At 67.9% G+C, this 20,478-nt stretch carries 27 protein-coding genes; 6 read left to right on the forward strand and 21 right to left on the reverse strand.

The features are described 5' to 3' along the window. Positions 1-3 precede the first annotated feature (3 nt). From H7J86_RS10090 to H7J86_RS10115, 6 genes are all read right to left on the reverse strand, one after another. Complete coding sequence (locus tag H7J86_RS10090) at positions 4-585, reverse strand: TlpA disulfide reductase family protein (protein WP_267290783.1); 582 nt, start codon at positions 583-585, stop codon at positions 4-6. Beyond that, positions 585-1,172: a histidine phosphatase family protein gene (locus tag H7J86_RS10095; RefSeq protein ID WP_267290784.1), complete on the reverse strand. Its 588-nt coding sequence runs from the start codon at positions 1,170-1,172 to the stop codon at positions 585-587. Before H7J86_RS10095 ends, H7J86_RS10090 begins: the two co-directional genes overlap by 1 nt. A gap of 17 nt (positions 1,173-1,189) precedes the next feature. Further along, positions 1,190-2,488, reverse strand: coding sequence for a glutamate-1-semialdehyde 2,1-aminomutase (hemL, locus tag H7J86_RS10100; RefSeq protein ID WP_090360288.1), 1,299 nt, complete (start codon positions 2,486-2,488; stop codon positions 1,190-1,192). A gap of 67 nt (positions 2,489-2,555) precedes the next feature. Beyond that, positions 2,556-3,410 (reverse strand): NAD(P)-dependent oxidoreductase, encoded by an 855-nt coding sequence (locus H7J86_RS10105; RefSeq protein WP_267290786.1) that lies wholly within the window; start codon positions 3,408-3,410, stop codon positions 2,556-2,558. Then, positions 3,407-4,291 (reverse strand): VOC family protein, encoded by an 885-nt coding sequence (locus H7J86_RS10110; RefSeq protein ID WP_267290787.1) that lies wholly within the window; start codon positions 4,289-4,291, stop codon positions 3,407-3,409. Before H7J86_RS10110 ends, H7J86_RS10105 begins: the two co-directional genes overlap by 4 nt. A gap of 2 nt (positions 4,292-4,293) precedes the next feature. Further along, positions 4,294-5,163, reverse strand: coding sequence for an NmrA/HSCARG family protein (locus H7J86_RS10115; RefSeq protein WP_267290788.1), 870 nt, complete (start codon positions 5,161-5,163; stop codon positions 4,294-4,296). A 95-nt stretch (positions 5,164-5,258) separates the two neighbouring features. Here H7J86_RS10115 and H7J86_RS10120 point away from each other — a divergent pair, with 95 nt between their 5' ends. Together H7J86_RS10120 and H7J86_RS10125 are read left to right on the forward strand one after the other, a co-directional pair. Further along, positions 5,259-6,164 carry a LysR family transcriptional regulator gene (locus tag H7J86_RS10120; RefSeq protein WP_267290790.1) on the forward strand — a complete coding sequence of 302 codons (906 nt, stop codon included), beginning with the start codon at positions 5,259-5,261 and terminating at the stop codon, positions 6,162-6,164. 190 nt (positions 6,165-6,354) lie between these two features. Beyond that, positions 6,355-7,248: an amidohydrolase family protein gene (locus tag H7J86_RS10125; RefSeq protein WP_267290791.1), complete on the forward strand. Its 894-nt coding sequence runs from the start codon at positions 6,355-6,357 to the stop codon at positions 7,246-7,248. Positions 7,249-7,261: 13 nt separating this feature from the next. Here H7J86_RS10125 and H7J86_RS10130 read toward each other — a convergent pair whose 3' ends face one another. Further along, the gene (locus H7J86_RS10130; protein WP_181953103.1) at positions 7,262-7,636 is read right to left on the reverse strand and encodes a helix-turn-helix domain-containing protein; all 375 of its coding nucleotides are present in this window, start codon (positions 7,634-7,636) and stop codon (positions 7,262-7,264) included. Positions 7,637-7,843: 207 nt separating this feature from the next. On the opposite strand from H7J86_RS10130, the gene H7J86_RS10135 reads away from it, so the two are divergent. Beyond that, positions 7,844-8,230 carry a nitroreductase family deazaflavin-dependent oxidoreductase gene (locus H7J86_RS10135; protein ID WP_090360307.1) on the forward strand — a complete coding sequence of 129 codons (387 nt, stop codon included), beginning with the start codon at positions 7,844-7,846 and terminating at the stop codon, positions 8,228-8,230. Beyond that, positions 8,227-8,607 carry a nitroreductase family deazaflavin-dependent oxidoreductase gene (locus tag H7J86_RS10140; protein ID WP_090360309.1) on the forward strand — a complete coding sequence of 127 codons (381 nt, stop codon included), beginning with the start codon at positions 8,227-8,229 and terminating at the stop codon, positions 8,605-8,607. The genes H7J86_RS10135 and H7J86_RS10140 overlap by 4 nt, the downstream gene beginning before the upstream one ends. On the opposite strand, the gene H7J86_RS10145 is transcribed toward H7J86_RS10140, so the two are convergent. The 13 genes from H7J86_RS10145 to H7J86_RS10205 all read right to left on the reverse strand — a co-directional run bounded on the left by H7J86_RS10145 (position 8,591) and on the right by H7J86_RS10205 (position 17,886). Then, positions 8,591-9,067, reverse strand: a complete 477-nt coding sequence (locus tag H7J86_RS10145) for a pyridoxamine 5'-phosphate oxidase family protein (protein ID WP_267290793.1) — start codon at positions 9,065-9,067, stop codon at positions 8,591-8,593. The two genes, H7J86_RS10140 and H7J86_RS10145, sit on opposite strands and share 17 nt — an antisense overlap. A gap of 10 nt (positions 9,068-9,077) precedes the next feature. Beyond that, positions 9,078-9,287, reverse strand: coding sequence for a hypothetical protein (locus H7J86_RS10150; protein WP_267290795.1), 210 nt, complete (start codon positions 9,285-9,287; stop codon positions 9,078-9,080). A 48-nt stretch (positions 9,288-9,335) separates the two neighbouring features. Then, the gene (locus H7J86_RS10155) at positions 9,336-9,926 is read right to left on the reverse strand and encodes a TetR/AcrR family transcriptional regulator (RefSeq protein WP_090360594.1); all 591 of its coding nucleotides are present in this window, start codon (positions 9,924-9,926) and stop codon (positions 9,336-9,338) included. Then, the gene (locus H7J86_RS10160; RefSeq protein WP_090360317.1) at positions 9,913-10,806 is read right to left on the reverse strand and encodes an oxygenase MpaB family protein; all 894 of its coding nucleotides are present in this window, start codon (positions 10,804-10,806) and stop codon (positions 9,913-9,915) included. Before H7J86_RS10160 ends, H7J86_RS10155 begins: the two co-directional genes overlap by 14 nt. A 110-nt stretch (positions 10,807-10,916) precedes the next feature. Next, the gene (locus H7J86_RS10165) at positions 10,917-11,147 is read right to left on the reverse strand and encodes a hypothetical protein (RefSeq protein WP_090360320.1); all 231 of its coding nucleotides are present in this window, start codon (positions 11,145-11,147) and stop codon (positions 10,917-10,919) included. Beyond that, entirely contained in the window at positions 11,144-11,626 is a 483-nt protein-coding gene (gene mce1N / locus H7J86_RS10170; RefSeq protein WP_267290797.1) for a transport-regulating membrane protein Mce1N, read from the reverse strand. Before mce1N ends, H7J86_RS10165 begins: the two co-directional genes overlap by 4 nt. Continuing rightward, positions 11,623-12,057 carry a hypothetical protein gene (locus H7J86_RS10175; RefSeq protein ID WP_267290799.1) on the reverse strand — a complete coding sequence of 145 codons (435 nt, stop codon included), beginning with the start codon at positions 12,055-12,057 and terminating at the stop codon, positions 11,623-11,625. Before H7J86_RS10175 ends, mce1N begins: the two co-directional genes overlap by 4 nt. Before the next feature lie 12 nt (positions 12,058-12,069). Then, complete coding sequence (locus H7J86_RS10180; RefSeq protein WP_187098218.1) at positions 12,070-12,510, reverse strand: hypothetical protein; 441 nt, start codon at positions 12,508-12,510, stop codon at positions 12,070-12,072. Further along, positions 12,507-13,493, reverse strand: a complete 987-nt coding sequence (gene hemB / locus H7J86_RS10185) for a porphobilinogen synthase (protein ID WP_090360328.1) — start codon at positions 13,491-13,493, stop codon at positions 12,507-12,509. The genes H7J86_RS10180 and hemB overlap by 4 nt, the downstream gene beginning before the upstream one ends. Before the next feature lie 8 nt (positions 13,494-13,501). Further along, on the reverse strand, positions 13,502-15,172 hold the full coding sequence (locus H7J86_RS10190; RefSeq protein ID WP_090360331.1) for a bifunctional uroporphyrinogen-III C-methyltransferase/uroporphyrinogen-III synthase: 1,671 nt from the start codon (positions 15,170-15,172) through the stop codon (positions 13,502-13,504). Then, positions 15,169-16,104, reverse strand: a complete 936-nt coding sequence (gene hemC, locus H7J86_RS10195; protein ID WP_170847345.1) for a hydroxymethylbilane synthase — start codon at positions 16,102-16,104, stop codon at positions 15,169-15,171. The genes H7J86_RS10190 and hemC overlap by 4 nt, the downstream gene beginning before the upstream one ends. Positions 16,105-16,132: 28 nt before the next feature. Further along, the gene (locus H7J86_RS10200) at positions 16,133-17,497 is read right to left on the reverse strand and encodes a glutamyl-tRNA reductase (protein ID WP_090360333.1); all 1,365 of its coding nucleotides are present in this window, start codon (positions 17,495-17,497) and stop codon (positions 16,133-16,135) included. Between the two features lie 128 nt (positions 17,498-17,625). Continuing rightward, positions 17,626-17,886 carry a glutaredoxin family protein gene (locus tag H7J86_RS10205; RefSeq protein ID WP_090360334.1) on the reverse strand — a complete coding sequence of 87 codons (261 nt, stop codon included), beginning with the start codon at positions 17,884-17,886 and terminating at the stop codon, positions 17,626-17,628. Positions 17,887-17,960: 74 nt separating this feature from the next. On the opposite strand from H7J86_RS10205, the gene H7J86_RS10210 reads away from it, so the two are divergent. Together H7J86_RS10210 and H7J86_RS10215 are read left to right on the forward strand one after the other, a co-directional pair. Continuing rightward, positions 17,961-18,830: an HAD family hydrolase gene (locus H7J86_RS10210; protein ID WP_372517298.1), complete on the forward strand. Its 870-nt coding sequence runs from the start codon at positions 17,961-17,963 to the stop codon at positions 18,828-18,830. A gap of 14 nt (positions 18,831-18,844) precedes the next feature. Continuing rightward, positions 18,845-19,372, forward strand: a complete 528-nt coding sequence (locus H7J86_RS10215) for an FAS1-like dehydratase domain-containing protein (RefSeq protein ID WP_090360337.1) — start codon at positions 18,845-18,847, stop codon at positions 19,370-19,372. On the opposite strand, the gene H7J86_RS10220 is transcribed toward H7J86_RS10215, so the two are convergent. Beyond that, the gene (locus tag H7J86_RS10220) at positions 19,373-20,473 is read right to left on the reverse strand and encodes a lysophospholipid acyltransferase family protein (protein WP_372517299.1); all 1,101 of its coding nucleotides are present in this window, start codon (positions 20,471-20,473) and stop codon (positions 19,373-19,375) included. Between the last annotated feature and the right edge of the window lie 5 nt (positions 20,474-20,478).

Consider the following 20,478-nt stretch of genomic DNA (forward strand, 5'->3'; position numbering starts at 1 on the left):
CCGTCACTTTTCCGCGGCCAAGCGCTCAACGACCGGCAGCAGGTCGGCGGCCAGCAGCTCACGCAGGAACACGGCGGCGACACGGTGATGCCGGTCCAGCACCACCGTGGACGGGATGACGGTGGTCGGGTATTTACCGCCGAACGCGATCATGGTGCGCATCGGCGGGTCATAGATCGACGGGAAGCTGACCTTGCGGTCGATGACGAAATCCTTTGCCGCATCCCGGTTGTAGTCCCGCACGTCGATGCCGAGAAAGGCGACCCCGAGATCGCGGGTCTTTTCGAACACCTGCTCCAGCTGCGGGATCTCCGAACGACAGGGCCCGCACCACTGGCCCCAGACGTTGATGACGACGACCTTGCCCGCGAAGTCGTCCAGGGAGAGCGTGCGGTTGGGGTCCATCAGGTCCGGGCCGGCCAGTTTTCCTGGGGTGCCGCGCTTCTCGGGCGGATCGTAGAAGATATCGGTCTTGCCGCCCGGAGCGACGAACTCGAAGGTGCCACCCTGAGCGACGGCGTCGTCACCGGTGGAACAACCGGTGAGAACCACAAGCGCCGTCGCCAGCGCAACCAACCACTTCACTACAGACCCCAGGGCTCCGTATAAGCCCACCGGACGAGGCGGTCATCGTCGAACACGAAGGACGTGATCGACGAGAGGTTGCACAGTCGGCTGTGCGGTAACGGCAGGTGAGCGAGCTTGCGTCCGGTCATGGCCCGGCGCAGCGTCTCCACCGGCAGCTGATGGCTGACGCACACCGCCTCATGGCCTTCGGCATTCACGCGCGCCCGGTGCAGGGCGGCCATCATCCGTGGGGCTATCTCGTCATACGGTTCGCCCCAGGACGGTTTCATCGGGTTGCGCAGCCGCGGCCAGTTGCGGGGGTCGCGCAGCGCGCCGTCGCCGGGGGCCACCCGCTCGCCCTCGAACTGGTTCCAGGATTCGATCAAGTCGGCATCGGTATGTATGGCGAGCCCGTGCGCCTCGGCGATCGGCGCGGCGGTCTCCTGCGCCCGCTCCAGCGGGGAGGCCACGATGTGGGTGATGTCGCGAGGTGTCAGCCAATCGGCTGCGGCTTGAGCCTGGGCCCGGCCACGATCGGAGAGGTGGTAGCCGGGCAGCCGGCCGTAGAGCACCTTCTCCGGATTGAACACCTCGCCGTGGCGCATGACGTGCACGGTAGTTCTCACGGGGTGGCCTCGGCGGCGGCCCGGGCCGCGTGCGGCAGCGCTTCGGCGATCTTGTCGAACGCGGCATCATCGAGAGCCGTTGACACGAACCAGGTTTCGAACGCGCTGCACGGCGGGTAGACACCGGCGTCCAGCAGCGCGTGGAAGAAAGCCGGATAGCGCCAGGTCTCGGTGGCTTTCGCGGTGGCGAAGTTGGTGGGCTGGACATCCCCGAAGAACACCGTCAGGAAGTTCCCTGCGCGCGAAACATGGTGGGCCACCGAGGCTTCGGTGAGCGCGGCAGTGAGCAGTGCGTGCAGCCGGTCGGCGTGGGCGTCCAGAGTGGCGTAGACGGTGTCATCGGCGGCCGCCAGGGTGGCCAGTCCGGCGGCCATCGCCACCGGGTTCCCGGAGAGGGTTCCGGCCTGATAGACCGGCCCCAGCGGGGCCAGCCGCTCCATCACCTCGGTGCGGCCACCGAAGGCGGCGGCGGGCAGCCCACCGCTCATCACCTTCCCGAAGGTGAACAGATCGGCGTCCACCGGGTCGATGCCGTACCAGCCGGATCGGCTGACCCGGAACCCGGTCATCACCTCGTCCAGGATCAGCAGGGCGCCGTGTTCGGCGGTGATCCGCCGCAGCGCGGCGTTGAAGCCGGGCAGCGGCGCGACGGTGCCCATATTGCCCGGACTGGCCTCGCTGATGACACAGGCGATGTGTTCGCCGTGCGCGGCGAAGGCCTCCTCCACGGCGGCGACGTCGTTGTACGGCAGCACGATGGTGTCCGCGGCGGCTGCCCCCGTGACGCCAGGTGAGGATGGCAGCCCCAGCGTCGCGACCCCGGAACCGGCGTCGGCGAGCAGCGCGTCACTGTGCCCGTGATAGCAGCCGGAGAATTTGATGATCTTCGGCCGGCCGGTGTAGCCGCGGGCCAACCGGATGGCGCTCATGGTGGCCTCGGTGCCGGAGTTGACGAAGCGGATGCGCTGCACCGGCGCGACCCGCTCGATGATGGCGCGGCCCAGTTCGGTCTCCGACGGCGTCGGTGCGCCGAAGGACAGCCCGTTGACCGCGGCTTCCTGAACGGCCTGCACGACGTCGGGGTGCGCGTGACCGAGGATCATCGGACCCCACGAGCACACCAGGTCGACGTAGCGGTTGCCGTCCGCGTCGGTCAACCAGTACCCATCGGCCTTGGTGATGAACCTCGGGGTGCCGCCGACCGCGCTGAACGCCCGGACCGGCGAATTCACGCCGCCGGGGATGACTGCGCAGGCGTCGGCGAACAATGCAGCGGAGGCGGCCGTGCTTGTCATGGTGTCCAGTGTCCCAGTTCCGCACACCACCCCAACTACAGGGTGTAGTGGAAAGGCTCCTACCTGGTCAGGTTGCCCGGTACGGGGGCCGGGCGGTGGTTCTGCGGGTGAGATCGATGAACTCCGGTTCGAATCCGGTCTCGGCGTCGACCGCGGCCCACAGCCGGCCCCGCCCGGCGGCAGATATCGGCAGCAGGTCGGGATCCTCGACGACGGACAGCAACGTGTCGAAATCCTCGGCCGACGCCCGCAGCGGGCGGGGGTTCGAGGGATCCAGCGCCCGGGCCGTCACCGCGGCCATCGGGCCCAGACCGAACAGGCGCAGCGCGGTGCCATAGTCACCGCCGAGGATGTCGGTGAGATCGAGTGCTTCCCGCAGTCCGACCTCGGCGGCCATCACGAATGCGTTGGTGATCAGCTTGTAGGCCACACCTGAGCCGTAGGGCCCGACCCGCTCCACCTTGCCCAGCACCGACAGCACCGGATCGGCCCGGTCTACGGCGTCGGTACTGCCTCCGGCGAGGAAGGTCACCGCCCCCTCCCGCGCGTACCGGACACCGCCGACGATGGGCGCATCGACCAGGAGTGCGTGCGCACCTGCCTGCGCCTGTACGTCCTGAACGATCCCGGGCGTCGTGGTCGAGCACACCACGAGCACACTCGCCGGCCCCAACCCGGCCAACACACCGTGCGCACCGTAGTGCGCAGCCGGGATGTCCTGCGACATCACCACACTGAGCACCACATCGCTCGCCGCCGCTGCCTGTGCCGCCGAATCGGCCGGGCGCGCCCCGGCCTGAGCCGCCGAGCGCAACCGGTCCGGGTCGGTGTCGAAGGCGGTCACCTCGAATCCGGCGTCCAGCAGACGCGGCAGCATCTGCGCGCCCATGTCTCCGACTCCGACCAGTCCGACGGTGATCACCGGCACTCCTTGCAGATCGTGTGAACTTCGGCGAGATAGCCGCCGGGGAATCGCAGGACGGCGCTTTGCGCTGCCCCGGCGGGCGGCGAGAGCACCTGCGCACCTGCGGATTTCGCCTTCACCAGAGTCGCCTCGACATCGTCGACGGCGTAGCCGGCGAGTTCGTGGCCGAACGGATACCGCAGATGCCCGTCGGTCACCGACACCATGGTGTTACCGAACGGCCCGGACAGATGGATCTGCCGAAACGTCGTACCCGGCGCACCGAGGAGGCCGCCGTCAGCAGCCGGCTCGTCCGAATCCACAGTGGCACCGGTGAATTCGCCATAGGACCGCAGGAAGGGCTCGACGTCACCGGGCGACAGATAGATCCGGTTGTCCGGGACGGTGCGCAGCGCCGGATACGAGGGCGCCGTGGTGTGCCAATAGAGCTGGGTGCGCACGCCGCCGGGGAACTGGATGATCGCGTCACGGCCGATGGGGTCGTCGAACGGCGCCACCACCGTGGTGGCGCCGGCAGCCTGCGCATGGGCCAATCCGGCGTCGAGATCGGGCATCAGCCAGCCGCCGCGTTCGGTGCCGAAGGGATACGGCACGGGCGTGGTGAATCCGAAGACCGACAGGGTGCCCACCGGCGACAGGATGAGTTGGGACCGGGTGGTGCTCGGTGTCGGGGTGACGTGCGTGGTCGCCGCCGCGCTCGTCGTTCCGCCGAAGGTGGACACCCAGCTGTGCACGAACGTGTCGAAGTCAGCAGGGTCGACATAGACGTGGACGGAGTCGTATTGCGGGCCAACGGCATCCGTCGGGACGGCCGCCGCCGACGGCGCGACACCGAACGCCAGGGTCAGCGCCACCGCCACGACTGCGAGTGCGCGCATGGTCAGCCCGCCCGGTTCGCGGACAGCGTGTCGTCGAGCCAGTCGTCGTACCTGTGCCAGCCGACGCCGGAGAACTCGCGGTGCAACCAGGTGGTGTCCACCGCGTAGCCACGGTCGGTGAGGAATGTGTACATGGCGCGCATATCCGGCGACTCGATATCGGCAGGGTCGAAGCTGACCGCCCGGACCGGCCGGCCGGAGGCGCGTTGCAACGCCGCGGCCATCTGGCGGGGTGTGATCGCATCGGAGGCGATGTCGATACGCCGCCCCAGGAACCGGTCCCGCTCGTCGAACACCTGCGCCACGAAATTGCCCAGGTCGCGGCGGTCGAGTTGTTGTAGCGGCAGATCGACTGGCAGCGCCAACTCCAGCACCCCGGAACCGAGTTCGCTGATCGCACCGAGCAGGTTGTCGAAGAAGAAGGTGGGTCCGACGATCGTGTGCGGCACGGTGGTCGCCGCCAGTGCCTGTTCGATGGCGGCCTTGCTGTCGAAATGCGGCACTCCGGAGCCCTTGTCCGCGCTGGCCACCGACGAATAGACCAGGTGCCCGACGCCGGCTCGCTCGGCAGCCGCCAGCACATGTAGGCCCTGCTCGACCTCGACGTGGGGCCCCTCCTCGAACGGGGTCGTCACCGCGAAGACGCCCGCGGCTCCGGCGAACGCCGCGGTGAGCGCGCTCTCGTCGGCCAGGTCGGCGACGACGACCTCGGCTCCCCCGGCCACGAGGGCTCGCGCCCGCGACGAATCCGGATTACGCACCACCGCCCGCACCCGCACCCCTCTGGCCTGCAGCGCATCCGCCACGGCACCACCCTGGGCGCCGGTGGCACCGAGGACCGCCACCGGCGCGGCGGCAAGATTCACGGACATGACACTCCCATTTGTCTAGACATGACCGCACGAGTCTGGCACATCCCCGATATCTGATTGATGGATAGATCGGAGAACATTAATCTCTCTGACATATGGAATTGCGGCAGCTCACCTATGCGCTCGCGGTGGCCGACACCGGCTCCTTCACCGCCGCGGCCCGTCGCTGCCACATCTCACAATCCGCGCTGAGCACGCAGATCGCGCAGCTGGAGGGCGAACTCGGCGTCCGGCTCTTTCAGCGGACCACCCGGCAGGTGAACCTGACCGAGGCCGGCGAGCTCTTCATGCCCACGGCCGGCCGCATGGTGGAGCTGGCCGACGAGCTGCGGGCCAAGATGAGCGCCTACACGGCGGAGTCGCTGAGCACGTTGCGTGTCGGCAGTACACAGACCGCGACTCGCGTCCTCGATGTGCCGGCCGCGCTCGGGCGATTGCGCGGCCGGCATCCACAGGTTCGGATCACCATGACCGCCGGCCCGAGCACGGAACTGATCGGCGCGGTCGCGGACGGCTCGCTCGACATCGCGTTGGCGGGTTCGGTGTCACCGCTGCCGGATCCCCGACTCACGTTTCTTCCGCTGGCCGCCGCGGAGCCGTTGGTGGCCGTCGTTCCTGCCACTTCAGCGACCACGCCGCACGGACCGATACCGCTGTCCCAGCTGGCCGCCGCGGGGCCCTTCATCGAATTCCATCCGGGTTCACGGCTGCGCACCATGGTCGACACGCTGTTCCGCGATGCCGGCCTGCACCGCGAGATCATCTTCGAACTCGGTCAGATCGCGGATGTGACCCGTTGCGCGGCAAATGGTCTGGGCATCGCCGTCGTTCCGCGCGCCTTCACCGTGGGCCTTGAATCCACCGGCACCGCCATCCGTGACATCGAGGGCGATCCCGCCCTGATCATCGGCGCCTACACCCGACGCTCGGCACATGAGCCCGTGCTGCACGCGATGCTGGAGCTGTTCGGTCAGCGCGGGCTCAGCGCGAACAGCGGGTGATCGGCGTCGCCGGGTGGCCGGCGACGCACCCCTCGACGACCCGACCGTGACCTACCTCACAAATATGTGGCACGCATCGCCATTCGGTTTGAGGCGCGGCCAGCGACTAACTGAGCATGCAGACATGTTCGGGACGCGTCGCCCTCCTTTCCGTCAGAGCGCAGGCAGGATCGATCGGCCCCGGCCGGTCATGACCTTTTATGCGTGCGGCATCGATTTCGACGCCATCGATGCGCTGGACGTCCACGCTCATGTATCCATCGACTGGGACGGCCGGCGCTGGCGTACCGACGAGCCCGCGCTCTCGATTCAGAGCGCTGTCTCGCCACTGACCGGAGCGATCCCGACCATCGACGCGGTGGCCCAGTACTATCGCGAACGCAATATGGCCGCCGTGGTCTTCACCGTCGACGCCACTGCAGCGACCGGGCGCGCGCCCAATTCCGTCGAGGAGATAGCCGAACGAGCCGCGCTGAACGCAGACGTGCTGATCCCGTTCGGGTCGGTCGACCCCTGGCAAGGCACCGCGTCCGTGCATCGCGCGCACCGCCTCGCCGGCGAATACGGGGTACGAGGGTTCAAATTCCATCCGAGTGTTCAGGCATTCGAACCCAACGATCGGCAGTTCTACCCCATCTACGAAGCCATCGCCGAGCATTCGCTGCCCCTGCTCTTCCACACCGGCCAGACCGGCATCGGCGCCGGCCGGCCCGGCGGACGCGGGATCAAGCTCCGCTACTCCAACCCGATGATGCTCGACGATATCGCTGCCGACTTTCCGGAGCTGACCATCGTGATGGCCCACCCCGCGGTGCCGTGGCTCGGCGAGCAGATCGCCATCGCGACCCACAAGGCCAACGTCTACATCGATCTGTCCGGAACGTCCCCCAAAGACTTCCCACCACAGCTCGTCGACGCGATCAGGACCACGTTGTCGACGAAGGTCCTCTTCGGCTCCGGTTATCCCGGTCATGATGTCGACCTCTGGCGCGATGACTTCGCCACGTTGGGCCTCCCTGCAGCAACCGTCGATCGCGTGCTGAAGGACAACGCCCTGCGAGCGCTCGGAATAGCCGACTCATGATCGCCACCGGCGGTCAGACCCCTGCGTCAGCAAGGATCTTCTCCCGACGTTTGGGCGGCAACTGGATCAGCGCGGTGGTGACGCGGCGGATGCCCGAATTGCGCGACAGCGCAAGCCAATACAGCTCGTCGTCGAGCCGCCGACGGTAGCTCTCGTCGCGTCCGGTGAAGTAGTCACTTCGGATACCGAAGAACTCGGCAATCAGCTCCATCGTCTCCAGCGATGGGTTACCGCGCCGGCCAAGGCGCAGCTGAGACAGGTACGGCGCGGACAGCGCCAACCCGCGGTTCTCCAATGCAGTCACCAGTTCACGACTGCAGTAGGGACCGCGCCCCGGCGGGTAGACCGTGTCGAACAGCCGATTCAGACGGGCGGCAAAACTGTCCAGATCTGCCGCGGACACGCGCGTCCGCGGCCGACGGCGCAGGGCCGTATCGATCACCACTGCACCACGCTTGAGCACCGCATACACCCCTCACCCGCCGACCTGACAATTATATGGATGATACCTCAGTCATAATAATGCCCCGGAATCGGTCGCGGCGGCGGCAACAGCCCTTGTGGTAACCCCCCTCATCGGACTTGGATCGACACCATGCAGCTACCGCAATGGCTGGCCCGGTTCAACCGGCATGTCACCAACCCGATCCAACGGCTGTGGGCGGGCTGGCTGCCCACCATGGGCATCCTCGAGCACGTCGGCCGTAAGTCCGGACGGCCCTACCGCACACCGCTGTCGGTGTTCAGCACCCACGACGGCGTCGCAATCCTGCTCAGCTACGGCCCGAACCGGGACTGGCTGAAGAACATCACCGCGACCGGCACGGCCACCATCAAGCGGGGCGGCCGGACCGCCGGCTACGCCGATCCCCGGGTGGTCACCAAAGCCGAAGCGGCACAGACCGTGACGGGGCCGGCCCGATTCATCTTCCCGCACATCCCCTTCGAGCAGGCCGTGCTCTTGACCAGGACGGGCTCGTGACCGCACGGGGGCGGGCGGAGTTCAACCGGAAGTACACCAACCGGGTGGTGGCACCGCTGTCGGGCTGGCTACCACTGTGGTCGGCCGTCGAACACGTCGGCCGCCGATCCGGCAAGGCGTACCGCACCCCGGTGACCGCCTTCTCCACCACCGACGGCGTCGCGGTGCTGCTGCCCTACGGGACGGATACCGACTGGGTGCGCAACCTGCTCGCCGCCGGCGGCGGCCGGGTTCAGATGCTCGGCCGAACGTTCGCCGTGACCGACCCCCGGGTGGTGCCGACCCTCGATGCGCTGGCGGTCGCCCGGACCCCGTGGCGCAGACTTCTCCAGGCGACGGGTGTCGAATTCACCCTGCTGCTCACGCGTGCCAGTTGAGCACCCCGGCGCCGGTGATCATCGCCGAACCTGGCATCACCCGCAGGCGTTGGGGCGTCAGTCGCAGCGCCGCGAACGACGGTGAGGTCGGGCTGTCCCAGCCGGGGATGATGCTCGGGTCGTAGCCGACCGGGGCCGGGCCGGTGGCGAATTTGTCCCACACCTGGGTGCGGGTCTCATCGTCGGTGTACCACTCGACCAGACACTCGGCGCTGCAGGTGTCGTGGCTGGGCGTCCAGTAGCTCACCGACACGTACGGGTGCACCGCCAGGTGCGCCTTCTTGACCGGGGTGGGCGCGGTCGCGATCCAGCCCAGCAGATCGGTCCCGTCCCACTCCCAGATGGGATGCAGAATCCGGCTGCGCGGCCGGCCGTCGGCGTCGACGGTGGCCACCGAGGCCCACACGATCGAATGGGCCATCTCGATGAAGGCAGGTGCGATTTGCTCCAGCGGGGTCACACCGGTCAGGTTATGTCTTGTCGACCTCACCGTAGCGGGGTTTGCCGTCGCCATCCAGCCAATCGTTGATGGCAGTCCCGGACACGGTGCCGTCGCTGCCGGGCAGCGTGACGGTCGGCCGGGAGTCGTCATAGGACTTCATGACGTCTTCGGCCTTCTTGTGGTGTTCCTCGGTGACTTCCAGTGGCTCTTGCGCGGGCAGCTGGCCTTCGTTACTCATATGTCAGGCTGCCCGCAACTGTGACCCACCAAACACCGCACGGCGCGATCACGCCGAGATGGTGCGCAGCGCCGCCGGCAGACTCGGCAGGAAATGCGTGACGGCGAACGCCCGGATGTCGTCGGCGGTCTGCAACGGTTCCACGCTCGGCAGCAGCAACGCCATTGCCGCATAACGAAGGATCGTGTCGGCCAGGTCGTTGACGGCCCGCTCACCGATCCGGTCGGCAAAACCCGGCGGGAAGATCACCCGCAGCGCGTCGGCCATCCGCCCGACCGCCGCCCCGTAGTGCCGGTGCATCAGCTCCATCACCAGTGCGGGTTCGTCGATGACCATCTGGTTGAGCACCCGGTGCCTGCGGAACCGCAGGATCGACAGGGTGAACGCCTCGACATAGTAATTCGATTGCGGGCCTGCGGCTTTCAGCTCGTGCGCGATATCGGCGAACAGTGCCACGTTCTCGCGCTCGATGACCGCACCCACCAGTTCGTCACGGTTGACGAACCGGCGGTAGATGGTGGTGCGGCTGACGCCGGCCCGTTTTGCGACATCGTCAAGCGCGACGCGGCGAAACCCGTGCCGTTCGAACTCGACGAGCGCGGCGTCGAGGATCAGTTGCGTCGCGTCAGGCGCCGGCATGCTGGCCGGCGTGTTGGCTGGCATAACCCCGCTGTGCGAACGTGTTGTAGCGCACCGACATCGGCAGCCGATCCCAGATCCAGTTCACCGGCCTGGACCGCCAAAACGCGGCGAAACGCTGATAGTTGCGCTCCTGGCGCTCCGTCCACGGCAGGTCCAGCAGCACCCGGGCCCGCGGCGGCAGCCCGCCGGTGGTGAGGAACGCCGCCATCGGGTTGAACACCGGCGCAATCAATTTCCACGCCAGCGGCGAGACGCCCTTGGGCTTGGGGAATCCCTTGGTGACATAACCGACGCCGTACTGGGCGGTCTTGTGGCCGACCACGATCTCGTCCATCATCCGGTCCCAGTACTGGACGAACTCCGCGTAGGTGGCGGGCATGGCGCGGTCACTCACGCCGTAACGGCGGTACCAGGCCTTGGACTCCAGGTAGATCCGCTCCTTCTCGTCGTCGCTCAGCCGCTTGACGAACGTATCGGCGAAGTAGAGCACCTGCTCGACGAAGGTGGCGTGCGCCCAGTAGTAGGTTTCCGGATCCAGTGCGTGGTAGCGGGCCGCCGGTTGTCCGTCCTGGCTGGGCATCTCGCCCTTGATGTTCTTGTGGAAGTCGCGCACCTTCTGGCCGGGGTTGTCGTCGTCGGAGCCGTACACCGTCATCATGATCGGCGGAATCGACCGCTTGACGCGCGCGGCGGTGTCGGCGAAGAACACCGAGTGATCCAGCACGCCCTGGCCCAACTCGGCCAGCATGTTCTGCAGGACGGCGGGGCGCGGCCCGATCAGATACATCCGGTTGTCACCGAAGTACTTCCACACCAGCGATTCGGGGCCCAGCGGGAGGGAGTCGGCTTGCTGCGGCTGCTCGGCCAGTTCGGTCATGGGTACAGTGTTACAACTTTTGAACTTTGTTCCAAGCGGGTGTGGCGGAGCTCACGTTCAGGGGGGTGGAACGTCCACAGAGGTCCACGGACAAAGGAGTGCGGCGCAGATCAGCGCCGACGAAGGCGCGCGATACCCAGCACCGCAAGCACCCCCGCCGCCGTCGCCAGCACCAGCGCCAGCACGATCAACGGCGGGTAGTAGACCACCGACGTGGTCGACGGCTCGCCGTCGGTGATGGGGGCGGCCTGCGCGGTCTCGCCGGCGGACTGCCAGCTCAGCACACATCCCACCAGCGCGACGAACGCCAGCACGAGTTCGACGAGGGCACGGCGGTTCACAGGGCCGGTTCCTCCACCACGCTGTGCAGCGCGGCCCGCAGGGTGCGGTGCCGCCGCGCCCAGGCCTGCGCGGAGCGGTCACCGGACAGCTTGAGCCCGATTCCGGTCCGGCCGCGCGGCACCCCGGTCAGCTCACCGAGCGCGCGGTAGGACTGCCACTTCTCGGCTTGGGCCCCCTTCGCCTCGGGGAAGATCCGCACGATGTCCGCGGTGTCGATCGTCTCGGTGCCCTGGCGCAGGGTGTGCGGCGTCAGCTCCACGGAGGTGTGGATGCGGGCCGCCTTGATCTGGATCGCCAGGAAACCACTCACCAGTACCAGGAACACCGCCGGCACACCGAACTGCACGCCGGCACCGCCGGTCAGCTGAATCGACGCCATCGCCAGTGCCGACAGCGGACCCACCAGAAGCCACCACCAGCTGGCGCCCGGCTCGTAGAACAGCACCTCCGGCTCGTCCTGCGGATCCGCAGAGGTCACGATGCGTCCTCGAACCAGTCCGCGGCCGGCGGACGGGTGAACAGCGTCGCACCGATCGCCACGGGAACCACGCCGATGAGGGTGAGCAGTTCGAGGTTGTAGGGCGCGAACAGGGCGATCACGAACACGAGGAAGACCACCACGCCGGCCAGCGCCGCCAGCGCCCGGCGGAACCGCTTGTCGCCGTTGCGGGTCCGTCCGGCCAGGAAGCTCAGGCCGAGACCCGCGAGCGCCAGGACGGCACCGACACCGCCGTGCATGAGCAGAATGCGGTGCGCCTGCCCCTGGTCCATCGAGGCCGGGAACGCGCTCACCGGTGTGGTCAACGACGTGGTGATACCCAGGATTCCGCCGGCCAGTAGCAGGACCGCACCCACCATCGTCAGCCAGAAAGCAATGGTGATGATCCGTGGACGCGGTGCTGTTGACATGGTCGGGCCAGCCTAGCGGGTGAGATATTCGTGACTGTCCCGACGGTGCAGCAAGAACACCCCGCCGACGATCAGCACCGAACCCGTGATCGCGCAGACCGCATAGGCCACCGCCGCTCCCGTGCCGCGGTCCACCGTGAACAGACTGGTGAGTGAATACATCACCGCGGTGATGCCGCCCGCGGTGAGCAGGGTGCGTGCCCACCGGTAGCCCGCGCGCATCAACAGGGCGAAGGTGACCACCAACGCGGTGACGATCACGAGGAACAACGCGGTCAAAGCGTAGGCGAGCCCCGCCGTCTTGGGTGTCGGCGCCGTCACCGTGTCGATGATGTTGGTGATCACCATCAACGGCAGGGCCGTCATCCAGAGCCAGAATCCCGTGATCACGTCTTCCGGGCGGCCATCCTGGCGGCCTTGCGGAGGCTCGGCGGGCTGGTCGGGCGGAGTCACGCCAGCCAGCCGGCGACGTCGGCCGCCCAGTAGGTCAGCACGATATCGGCGCCGGCCCGCCTGATACCGATCAGCGACTCCAACGCGGAGGCTTGCAGGTCGATCCAGCCGTTGGCCGCGGCGGCGCTGATCATCGCGTACTCGCCGGAGATCTGATACGCCGCCACCGGCACCGGTGAGATATCCGCGGCGGCGCGCACCACGTCTAGATAGCTCATGGCGGGCTTGACCATCACCATGTCGGCGCCCTCATCGATATCGAGCTCGATCTCGTGCACGGCTTCCCTGATGTTGCCCGGGTCCTGCTGGTAGGTGCGGCGGTCGCCGACCAGACTGGAGGACACCGCCTCCCGGAACGGCCCGTAGAAGGCGGACGCGAACTTCGCGGCGTAGGCCAGGATCGCGACATCCTCGTGCCCGGCGGCATCCAGCCCGTCCCGGATCGCGGCCACCTGACCATCCATCATGCCGCTCGGACCGACCACGTGCGCACCCGAATGCGCCTGGGCGACAGCCAGTTTCACGTACTGCTCATTGGTGGCGTCATTGTCGACCCGGCCGGCGGCGTCCAGCACACCGCAATGACCGTGGTCGGTGAACTCGTCCAGGCAGGTGTCGGCCATCAGCACGGTGGCATCACCCAGGTCGGCGGACAGATCGCGCAGGGCGGCATTGAGCACACCGTCGGGGTCGATACCCACCGACCCCTTGGCATCTTTGTCCTCGTCCCGCGGCACCCCGAACAGCATCAGGCCACCGACGCCCGCCGAGACCGCGTCGGCGGCCGCTCGGCGCAGCGAATCACGGCTGTGCTGAACCACTCCCGGCATGGAGGAAATGGGTCGTGGCTCGGCGATACCGTCGGCGACGAACATCGGCAGCACCAGGTGCCGTGGCTCCAAGGAGGTCTGCGCAACGAGTCGGCGCATCGCCGGCGTGGAGCGCAGCCGGCGAGGCCTATGCCGTGGAAACACAGTCGGGATCCCGCCGGTTAGCGCCGGCGGCTCTTCTTGCGCGGCGGCGGTAGCGCACCCTCGGCGCGCAGCCGGGCGGCGTGTTCGGCGAGCGCCTCGACGAGCGGACCGACCGCGGCCGTCTCCGGCTGCACGTCCACCCGCAGACCGAATTCGGCAGCGGTTTCGGCCGTCTTGGGACCGATGCAGGCCACGATGGTGCGGGCATGCGGCTTACCCGCGATACCGACCAGGTTGCGCACGGTGGAGCTGGAGGTGAAGCAGACCGCGTCGAAACCACCGGTCTTGATCATCTCGCGAGTGTGCGCCGGCGGCGGAGCGGCTCGCACCGTCCGGTAGGCGGTGACGTCCTCGATCTCCCAGCCCCGCTCGCGCAGGCCCTCGGCCAGCGTCTCGGTGGCGATATCGGCGCGCGGCAGCAGCACCCGGTTCACCGGGTCGAAGATGTCGTCGTACTCCGGGAACTCGTCGAGCAGACCGAGAGACGACTGCTCACCGACGGGCACCAGTTCGGGGTTGATACCGAAGGCACGCACCCGGTCGGCGGTGGCCTGACCGACACACGCGATCTTCACCCCGGAGAACGCGCGAGCGTCCAGACCGAATTCGTTGAACTTCTCCCACACGGCGCGCACGGCGTTGGTGGAGGTGAACACCACCCACTGGAACCGGCCGTCCACCAAACCCTTGACGGCCCTTTCCATTTGAGCCGGGCTGCGCGGCGGCTCGACGGCGATGGTGGGCACCTCGACCGGAAGTGCGCCGTGGCCGACCAGCTTGTCGCTCATCTCGCCGGCCTGGTCCTTGGTCCGCGGCACCAGCACGGTCCAGCCGTACAGGGCCCGGCTCTCCCACCAGTTCAGCTTGGCGCGGTTGGCCACGGTCTTGCCGATGGTGACCACCAGCGGCCCCGACAGCGGACCCGGGGTTCCCCCGCTGATCTCGGCGGCCTGCTGAATTGCCTTGTCCCCCAAGCCCGAAAGCGTGGTCTCGACGGAATGCTGCTGGCAGGTGGTGCCATGCGCGGTGACAACGGCGGGCGTGCCCTCGGACAGGCCGTACTCGATGAGCGTGCGCGCGGCGTCGGGCAGGTGCGACGCCGTGGCGTGCAGGATCAGCGGGCCGGGCGCGGCGGCCAGCGCCGCCCAGTCCACGTCACCACGCACATCGGCGACGGTGTGTGACGAGCCCAGCGGCAGACCGGCGTAGGTCGGCACCGCAGTGGTGTCCGGCAGACCCGGCACGATCTCGAAGTTCAGGTGGGTCCGGGCCAGCGTGTTTACCTCGGTGATGACCGAATCCACCGACAGCGGATCACCGGCCACCAGGCGCACGACGTCCATGCCGTGCCGGGCCTCGTTGGCCAGGGTCTTGGCGACCTCGGCGGGATCCCCCAGCGCGGGCCGGACATCCGGGCCACCCGGGATGACCGGGGGCGCCGACTCGGCGGCGCCGTCAGCAGTCACGGCCGCGGCCTCGGGCTGCGGTCCCGACGGCGGCGGCAGCTCGGCACCCACCAGCGCCAGCACTGCATCGGGTACATCGGGGTCGGTGAACACCAGTGCGGCGTTGGTCAGTACCGCGCGCGCCCGGCTGGTCAGCAGGCCGGGATCACCCGGACCGGACCCCACAAAGGTGATGCGGCCGGGCTTGATCTTGCGGCCTCGGGTCCCTGCGTGCCCAGTCATCTGTCACTCCGCTCAATTGCCAACACGTCTCGTGCACCCAGTTCGAACAGCTCCGCGGCCACCGAGAGCCCCAGCTCTCGTGCCCGCTCGGGGGACCCGATACCGGACGCACGGATCACGTCGGATCCGTCCAGCGCCGCCACGCATCCGCGTAGCGACAGCTCCTCGAAGACCCGGCCTTCCTCATCGATGGACTCGACCACTTCCGCGATCGCACCCACCGGCGCGGAACACCCCGCCTCCAGCTCGGCGAGCAGGGCTCGTTCAGCGGTGACCGCTGCGCGAGTGTCGGCGTCGTCCAACTCCGCCAGCACCGCGGCAAGGTCGGTGTCACGTGCGCGGCATTCCACCGCGAGCGCGCCCTGAGCCGGTGCCGGCAACATCTGCACCGGTTCCAGGGACTCGGAGACATCAGCCAGCCGTCCGATGCGGGCCAGACCCGCCCGGGCGACGACGACGCCGTCGAGATCACCGCTACTTACCCTGTTCAACCTGGTGTCTAGGTTGCCTCGTAGGGGGCGGATTTCCAAACCGAGACCCAGTGCTCTAAGCTGCGCGGCCCGGCGCGGGCTCGACGTGCCGATCACCGAGCCGGCCGGCAACTCCCCCAGCACCAGTCCGTCGCGGGCCACCAGGGCATCCCTGGGGTCCTCGCGGCGCGGGATGGCCGCGATCGTGAAACGTTCATCGGGCGCGGTCGGCAAATCCTTGTAGGAGTGCACCGCCATGTCGACTCGGCCGTCGTGGATGGCCTCGCGCAGCGCGGCTGTGAACACCCCGACACCGATCTCGGCGATGGGGGCATCCGACCGGTCGCCGTCGGTGCTGATGATGACCAACTCTGCGGGGTGTCCCAGCGCGATCAGTGCGTCGCGGATGACGCCGGCCTGGGTGGTCGCCAGCAGGCTACCCCGGGTGCCGATCCGGATCACGGTCTCAGCGTCTTCGCGAATGGCCAATCTACAACTCAGGCTTGTCGTTCTCGGTTGCGATCAAAGGCAATTCGCCGCCCGACACCGCATCGACAGCTTGTGGATCGAGCTCGAAGAGCTCGCGTAGCGCCTCGGCGTAGCTGTCGCCACCGGGCGCACCGGCCAGTTGCTTGACGCGCACGGTGGGGGCGTGCAGGAGCTTGTCGACGACGCGCCGGACCGTGCGGGCGACCTCGTCGCGGTGGGCCGAATCGAGGCCGGGCAACCGATTGTCCAGCCTCAGCAGTTCGGCCTCGACCACGTCGGCGGCGCGCTGGCGCAGCGCGGTCACCGTCGGGGTGACCTCGGCCATGCGCTGGCTGGCCAGGTACTGGGCAACCTCGTTGGCCACGATGACACGGGCCGCCTCGGCATCGGAGGCGGCGCCCCGGGACGCGGGTTCGCGCTGGATGCGGTCCATGTCGATGACATGCACACCCGGCAGGCCGGCAACGGCGAGGTCGACATCGCGCGGCATACCCAGATCGCAGATCACCAACGGCCGGTCGCCGGTGGCTCCCGTGTTCCGCTGGGTCAGGGCGTGGTGCACATCGGCCAGTGAGACCACCGGACGCACCGCGCCGGTGCTGCTCATCACCACATCGGCGTCGACCAGGACCGACGAGATGTCATCGAGCACGTGCGCGTGCGCCTCGACGCCGAGTTCCTTGATGTTGTTGGCGAGGCGCCGGGCTCGCGGCAGCGAGCGGTTGACCACGTCGATGCGTGACACACCGGCCCGAACCAGGTGTTTGGCGGCCAGGGCGCCCATCGAGCCGGCACCGATCACGACGGCCGTCGCGCCGACCAACCCGCCGGTACCGATCCGCTTCTCGGCCATGTCCAGCGATACCGACACCACCGAGGCGCCCGCGCTGTCGATGCCGGTCTCCGAGTGCACCCGTTTTCCGACGGACAGGGCGCGCTGGGACAGTTCGTGCAAGGTGCGGCCGACGGTGTGGTTGGCCTCGGCGGAGGCGTAGGCCCGGCGCACCTGGCCCAGCACCTGCTGCTCACCCATCACCAGCGAGTCCAGGCCGCTCGTCACCGCGAAGAGGTGCTCGACGGCGGCCTCGGCGTACCGCACGTAGGCGTATTTGGTCAGGTCGTTCAGACCCATCCCGGAGTGCTCCGAGAGCACCTGGCCGATCACCGACAAGCCACCGTGGAACGCCTCGACGACCGCGTAGACCTCGACCCGGTTGCACGTCGAGAGCACCATGGCCTCGGTCACCAGGGAGGATTGCAGCACCTGATCGATGATCTTGGCCTGATCGGACTCATCGGTACTCAACTGCTCGAGTACGGATACCGGCGCACTTCGGTGCGAGACCCCGAATAGCAGCACGCTCACGGCATCATCACCTAGGTTTCTCCCCGTCGCCTCGCTCGCCCGGACCAGGTCCAAAGTAGCCGTTTACCAGCCCACCTACCAAATTTGCTGTACCGGTTCAGCTCGGGTCTACCCCCGCCGCTGCGCTCCTACCGGCCGGACTCCAGATCCGCACGCAGCCGCTCCTCATCCACTTCCCAGTAGCTGTGCTCGACTCCGTCGAGCAGCACCACCGGCACCCGATCCCCGAACTCGCTGCGCAGCGAAGGATCGCCGGCGGCGGCAGCCTGGTCCACATCGGTGGCCGTCCAGGTGAAGCCCAACTCGCCGGCCAGTGCAGCCAGCGTCTGCGCCGCGCGTTCGCAAATGCTGCACCCCGACCGGGTGAGCAACACCACCTCATGCTCCACGCCACCAGTATCGGCGGCGGGTCTGGACCGGCGTGACTTAGGGTTGTGTCGTGTCCGAGTCCGGTGCCGCCGATATCGACGGGGTCGAGAGCGCCGCAGAGAGCGCGTTCGAGAGTGCCGAGGCGCTGGCCGGGGAAGCCAGCGCCGAAGCTGCCCTCACCCCGCCCCCACCGCCGCCGCCGGATCTCACCGCGGCCGCGTTCTTCGATGTGGACAACACCCTGGTGCACGGCTCCTCGCTGGTGCACTTCGCCCGCGGGCTGGCCGCACGCAAATACTTCACCTACCAGGACATCCTCGGAATCGTCTACGCGCAGGCCAAGTTCCAGTTCACCGGCAAAGAGAACAGCGACGATGTCGCGGCCGGGCGGCGCAAAGCCCTGGCCTTCATCGAAGGCCGGTCCACCGCCGAACTGGCCGCCCTCGGCGAACAGATCTACGACGAGATCATCGTCGACAAGATCTGGCCCGGCACCCGTGAGCTGGCGCAGATGCACCTCGACGCCGGCCAACAGGTGTGGCTGGTCACCGCCACGCCCTACGAGTTGGCCGCGACCATCGCCAGCCGGCTGGGCCTGACCGGCGCCTTGGGCACCGTCGCCGAATCGGTCGACGGGGTGTTCACCGGCCGGCTGGTCGGGGACATCCTGCACGGCCCGGGCAAGGCGCACGCGGTCCGCTCGCTGGCCATCCGGGAAGGCCTCAACCTGCGGCGCTGCACCGCGTATTCGGACAGCTTCAACGATGTGCCGATGCTGTCCCTGGTGGGTACCGCGGTGGCGATCAATCCCGACGCGGCACTGCGCGACGTTGCTCGGGAACGCGGTTGGGAGATCCGCGACTTCCGCACCGCACGCAAGGCCGCCCGGATCGGCGTGCCATCTGCGCTGGCCCTGGGTGCGGTGGGCGGGGCGCTGGCAGCGGTTGCGTCCCGGCGCCGCTGATAGGCTCTTCCGCCATGGGCATTGCGGAGAACATCATCGGAACCCACTACCGCTCCCCCGATTTTTTCGAGGTCGGCCGGGAAAAGGTCCGGGAGTTCGCCACTGCCGTGCAGGACTTCCACCCGGCGCACCATTCCGAGGAAGCCGCGGCCGAAGCGGGCCACGACACCATCGTCGCCTCGCTGACCTTCCTGGCCGTGGCCGGGCGGCGGGTGCAGCTCGAGTTGTTCGAGAACTTCGACGTGCCGGTCAACCTGGAACGGGTGCTGCATCGCGACCAGAAGCTGATCTTCCACCGTCCCATCAAGGTCGGCGACAAGCTGTGGTTCGACTCCTACCTCGACTCGGTGATCGAGTCGCACGGCACCGTCATCTGCGAGGTCCGGGCCGAGGTGACCGATAACGACGGCGCGCCCGTGGCCACCAGCATCGTCACGATGCTCGGCGAGGCCCAGATCGACGAGGCCAACGAGATGAGCGCGCAGATCGCCGCCGCCCGCGACGCCGCGATCGCCAAGATGGTGGCCGGCCAGAAAGGCTGATCAGCCCAGGAACGTGTTCCGGCGGCCGGCCAGCAGCTGGTAGAGGGTGTGCTGGATGGTCTCGCGGACATGGTCGGTGAGTTCGAAGGTCACCATCGGATCCTCGGCGGCCGTCTCGTCATAGCCCTCGGTGGAGATGGGCTCACCGAACTGGATATGCCATTTCGACGGCAGCGGCACCACTCCGAGCGGGCCGGCCAGCGGGAACAACGGCGTCACCGGGAAGTACGGCAGGCCGAACAGCCGGGCGAGCAGCTTGATATCGCCGATCTTGGGATAGATCTCCTCGGAACCGACGATCGAGCACGGCACGATCGGCACCTGCGCGCGCAGCGCCGCCGACACGAATCCGCCGCGGCCGAACCGCTGCAGTTTGTAGCGGTCCTTGAACGGCTTGCCGAGTCCCTTGAAACCCTCCGGGAACACCGCCGTCAGTTCACCGGCGGCCAGCAGCCGGTGCGCGTCCGAGGCGCACGCGACGGTGTGGCCGGCCTTGCGTGCCGCCTGGCCGACCACCGGGAGGTCGAACACCAGGTCGGCGGCCAGCAGCCGCAGATCGCGGCGCAGCGGGTGATGGTCGTGGACGGCGACCGAGGCCATCAGACCGTCGAACGGCAGCACGCCGGCGTGGTTGGCCACGATCAGGGCGGCGCCGTCGAGCGGAAGGTTTTCGATCCCGCTGACCTCAACACGGAACCACGACTTGAAAAACACTCGCAGTAAAGGCATTACGACGGCGTTGGTCAGATGCGGGTCGAACCCGAACTCGTCGACGGTGTAGTCGCCGGTCATCCGCTTGGTGACGAAATCCGCGACAGCGGTGATGGCTCTGGATAGTTCGTTGGGAGCGTCCTGCTCGTCGCCGGGCATGACGCCGCGATGCTGGTCGATCTCCCGCACGACCGCGGCGATCTGTTCGGCCGAGGCGCGGGTACCCGGATCGGTCAGCAGCGACGGATGGCGGCGGGCGCTGTCCGCACGCTGGGCGGCCCGGCGCTGCGCAGCCGCGGAGCGACCCGAATTCGAATGCAGCGGAATCACTTTGGCTTTTGATTCACCCGCCACGTCGTTACCTTCTCCCCGCCCCTGTTGGAGTGTCAGACCCG

The sequence above is a fragment of the Mycobacterium hackensackense genome (genome assembly GCF_025822555.1).
Taxonomy (GTDB): Bacteria; Actinomycetota; Actinomycetes; order Mycobacteriales; family Mycobacteriaceae; genus Mycobacterium; species Mycobacterium fluoranthenivorans.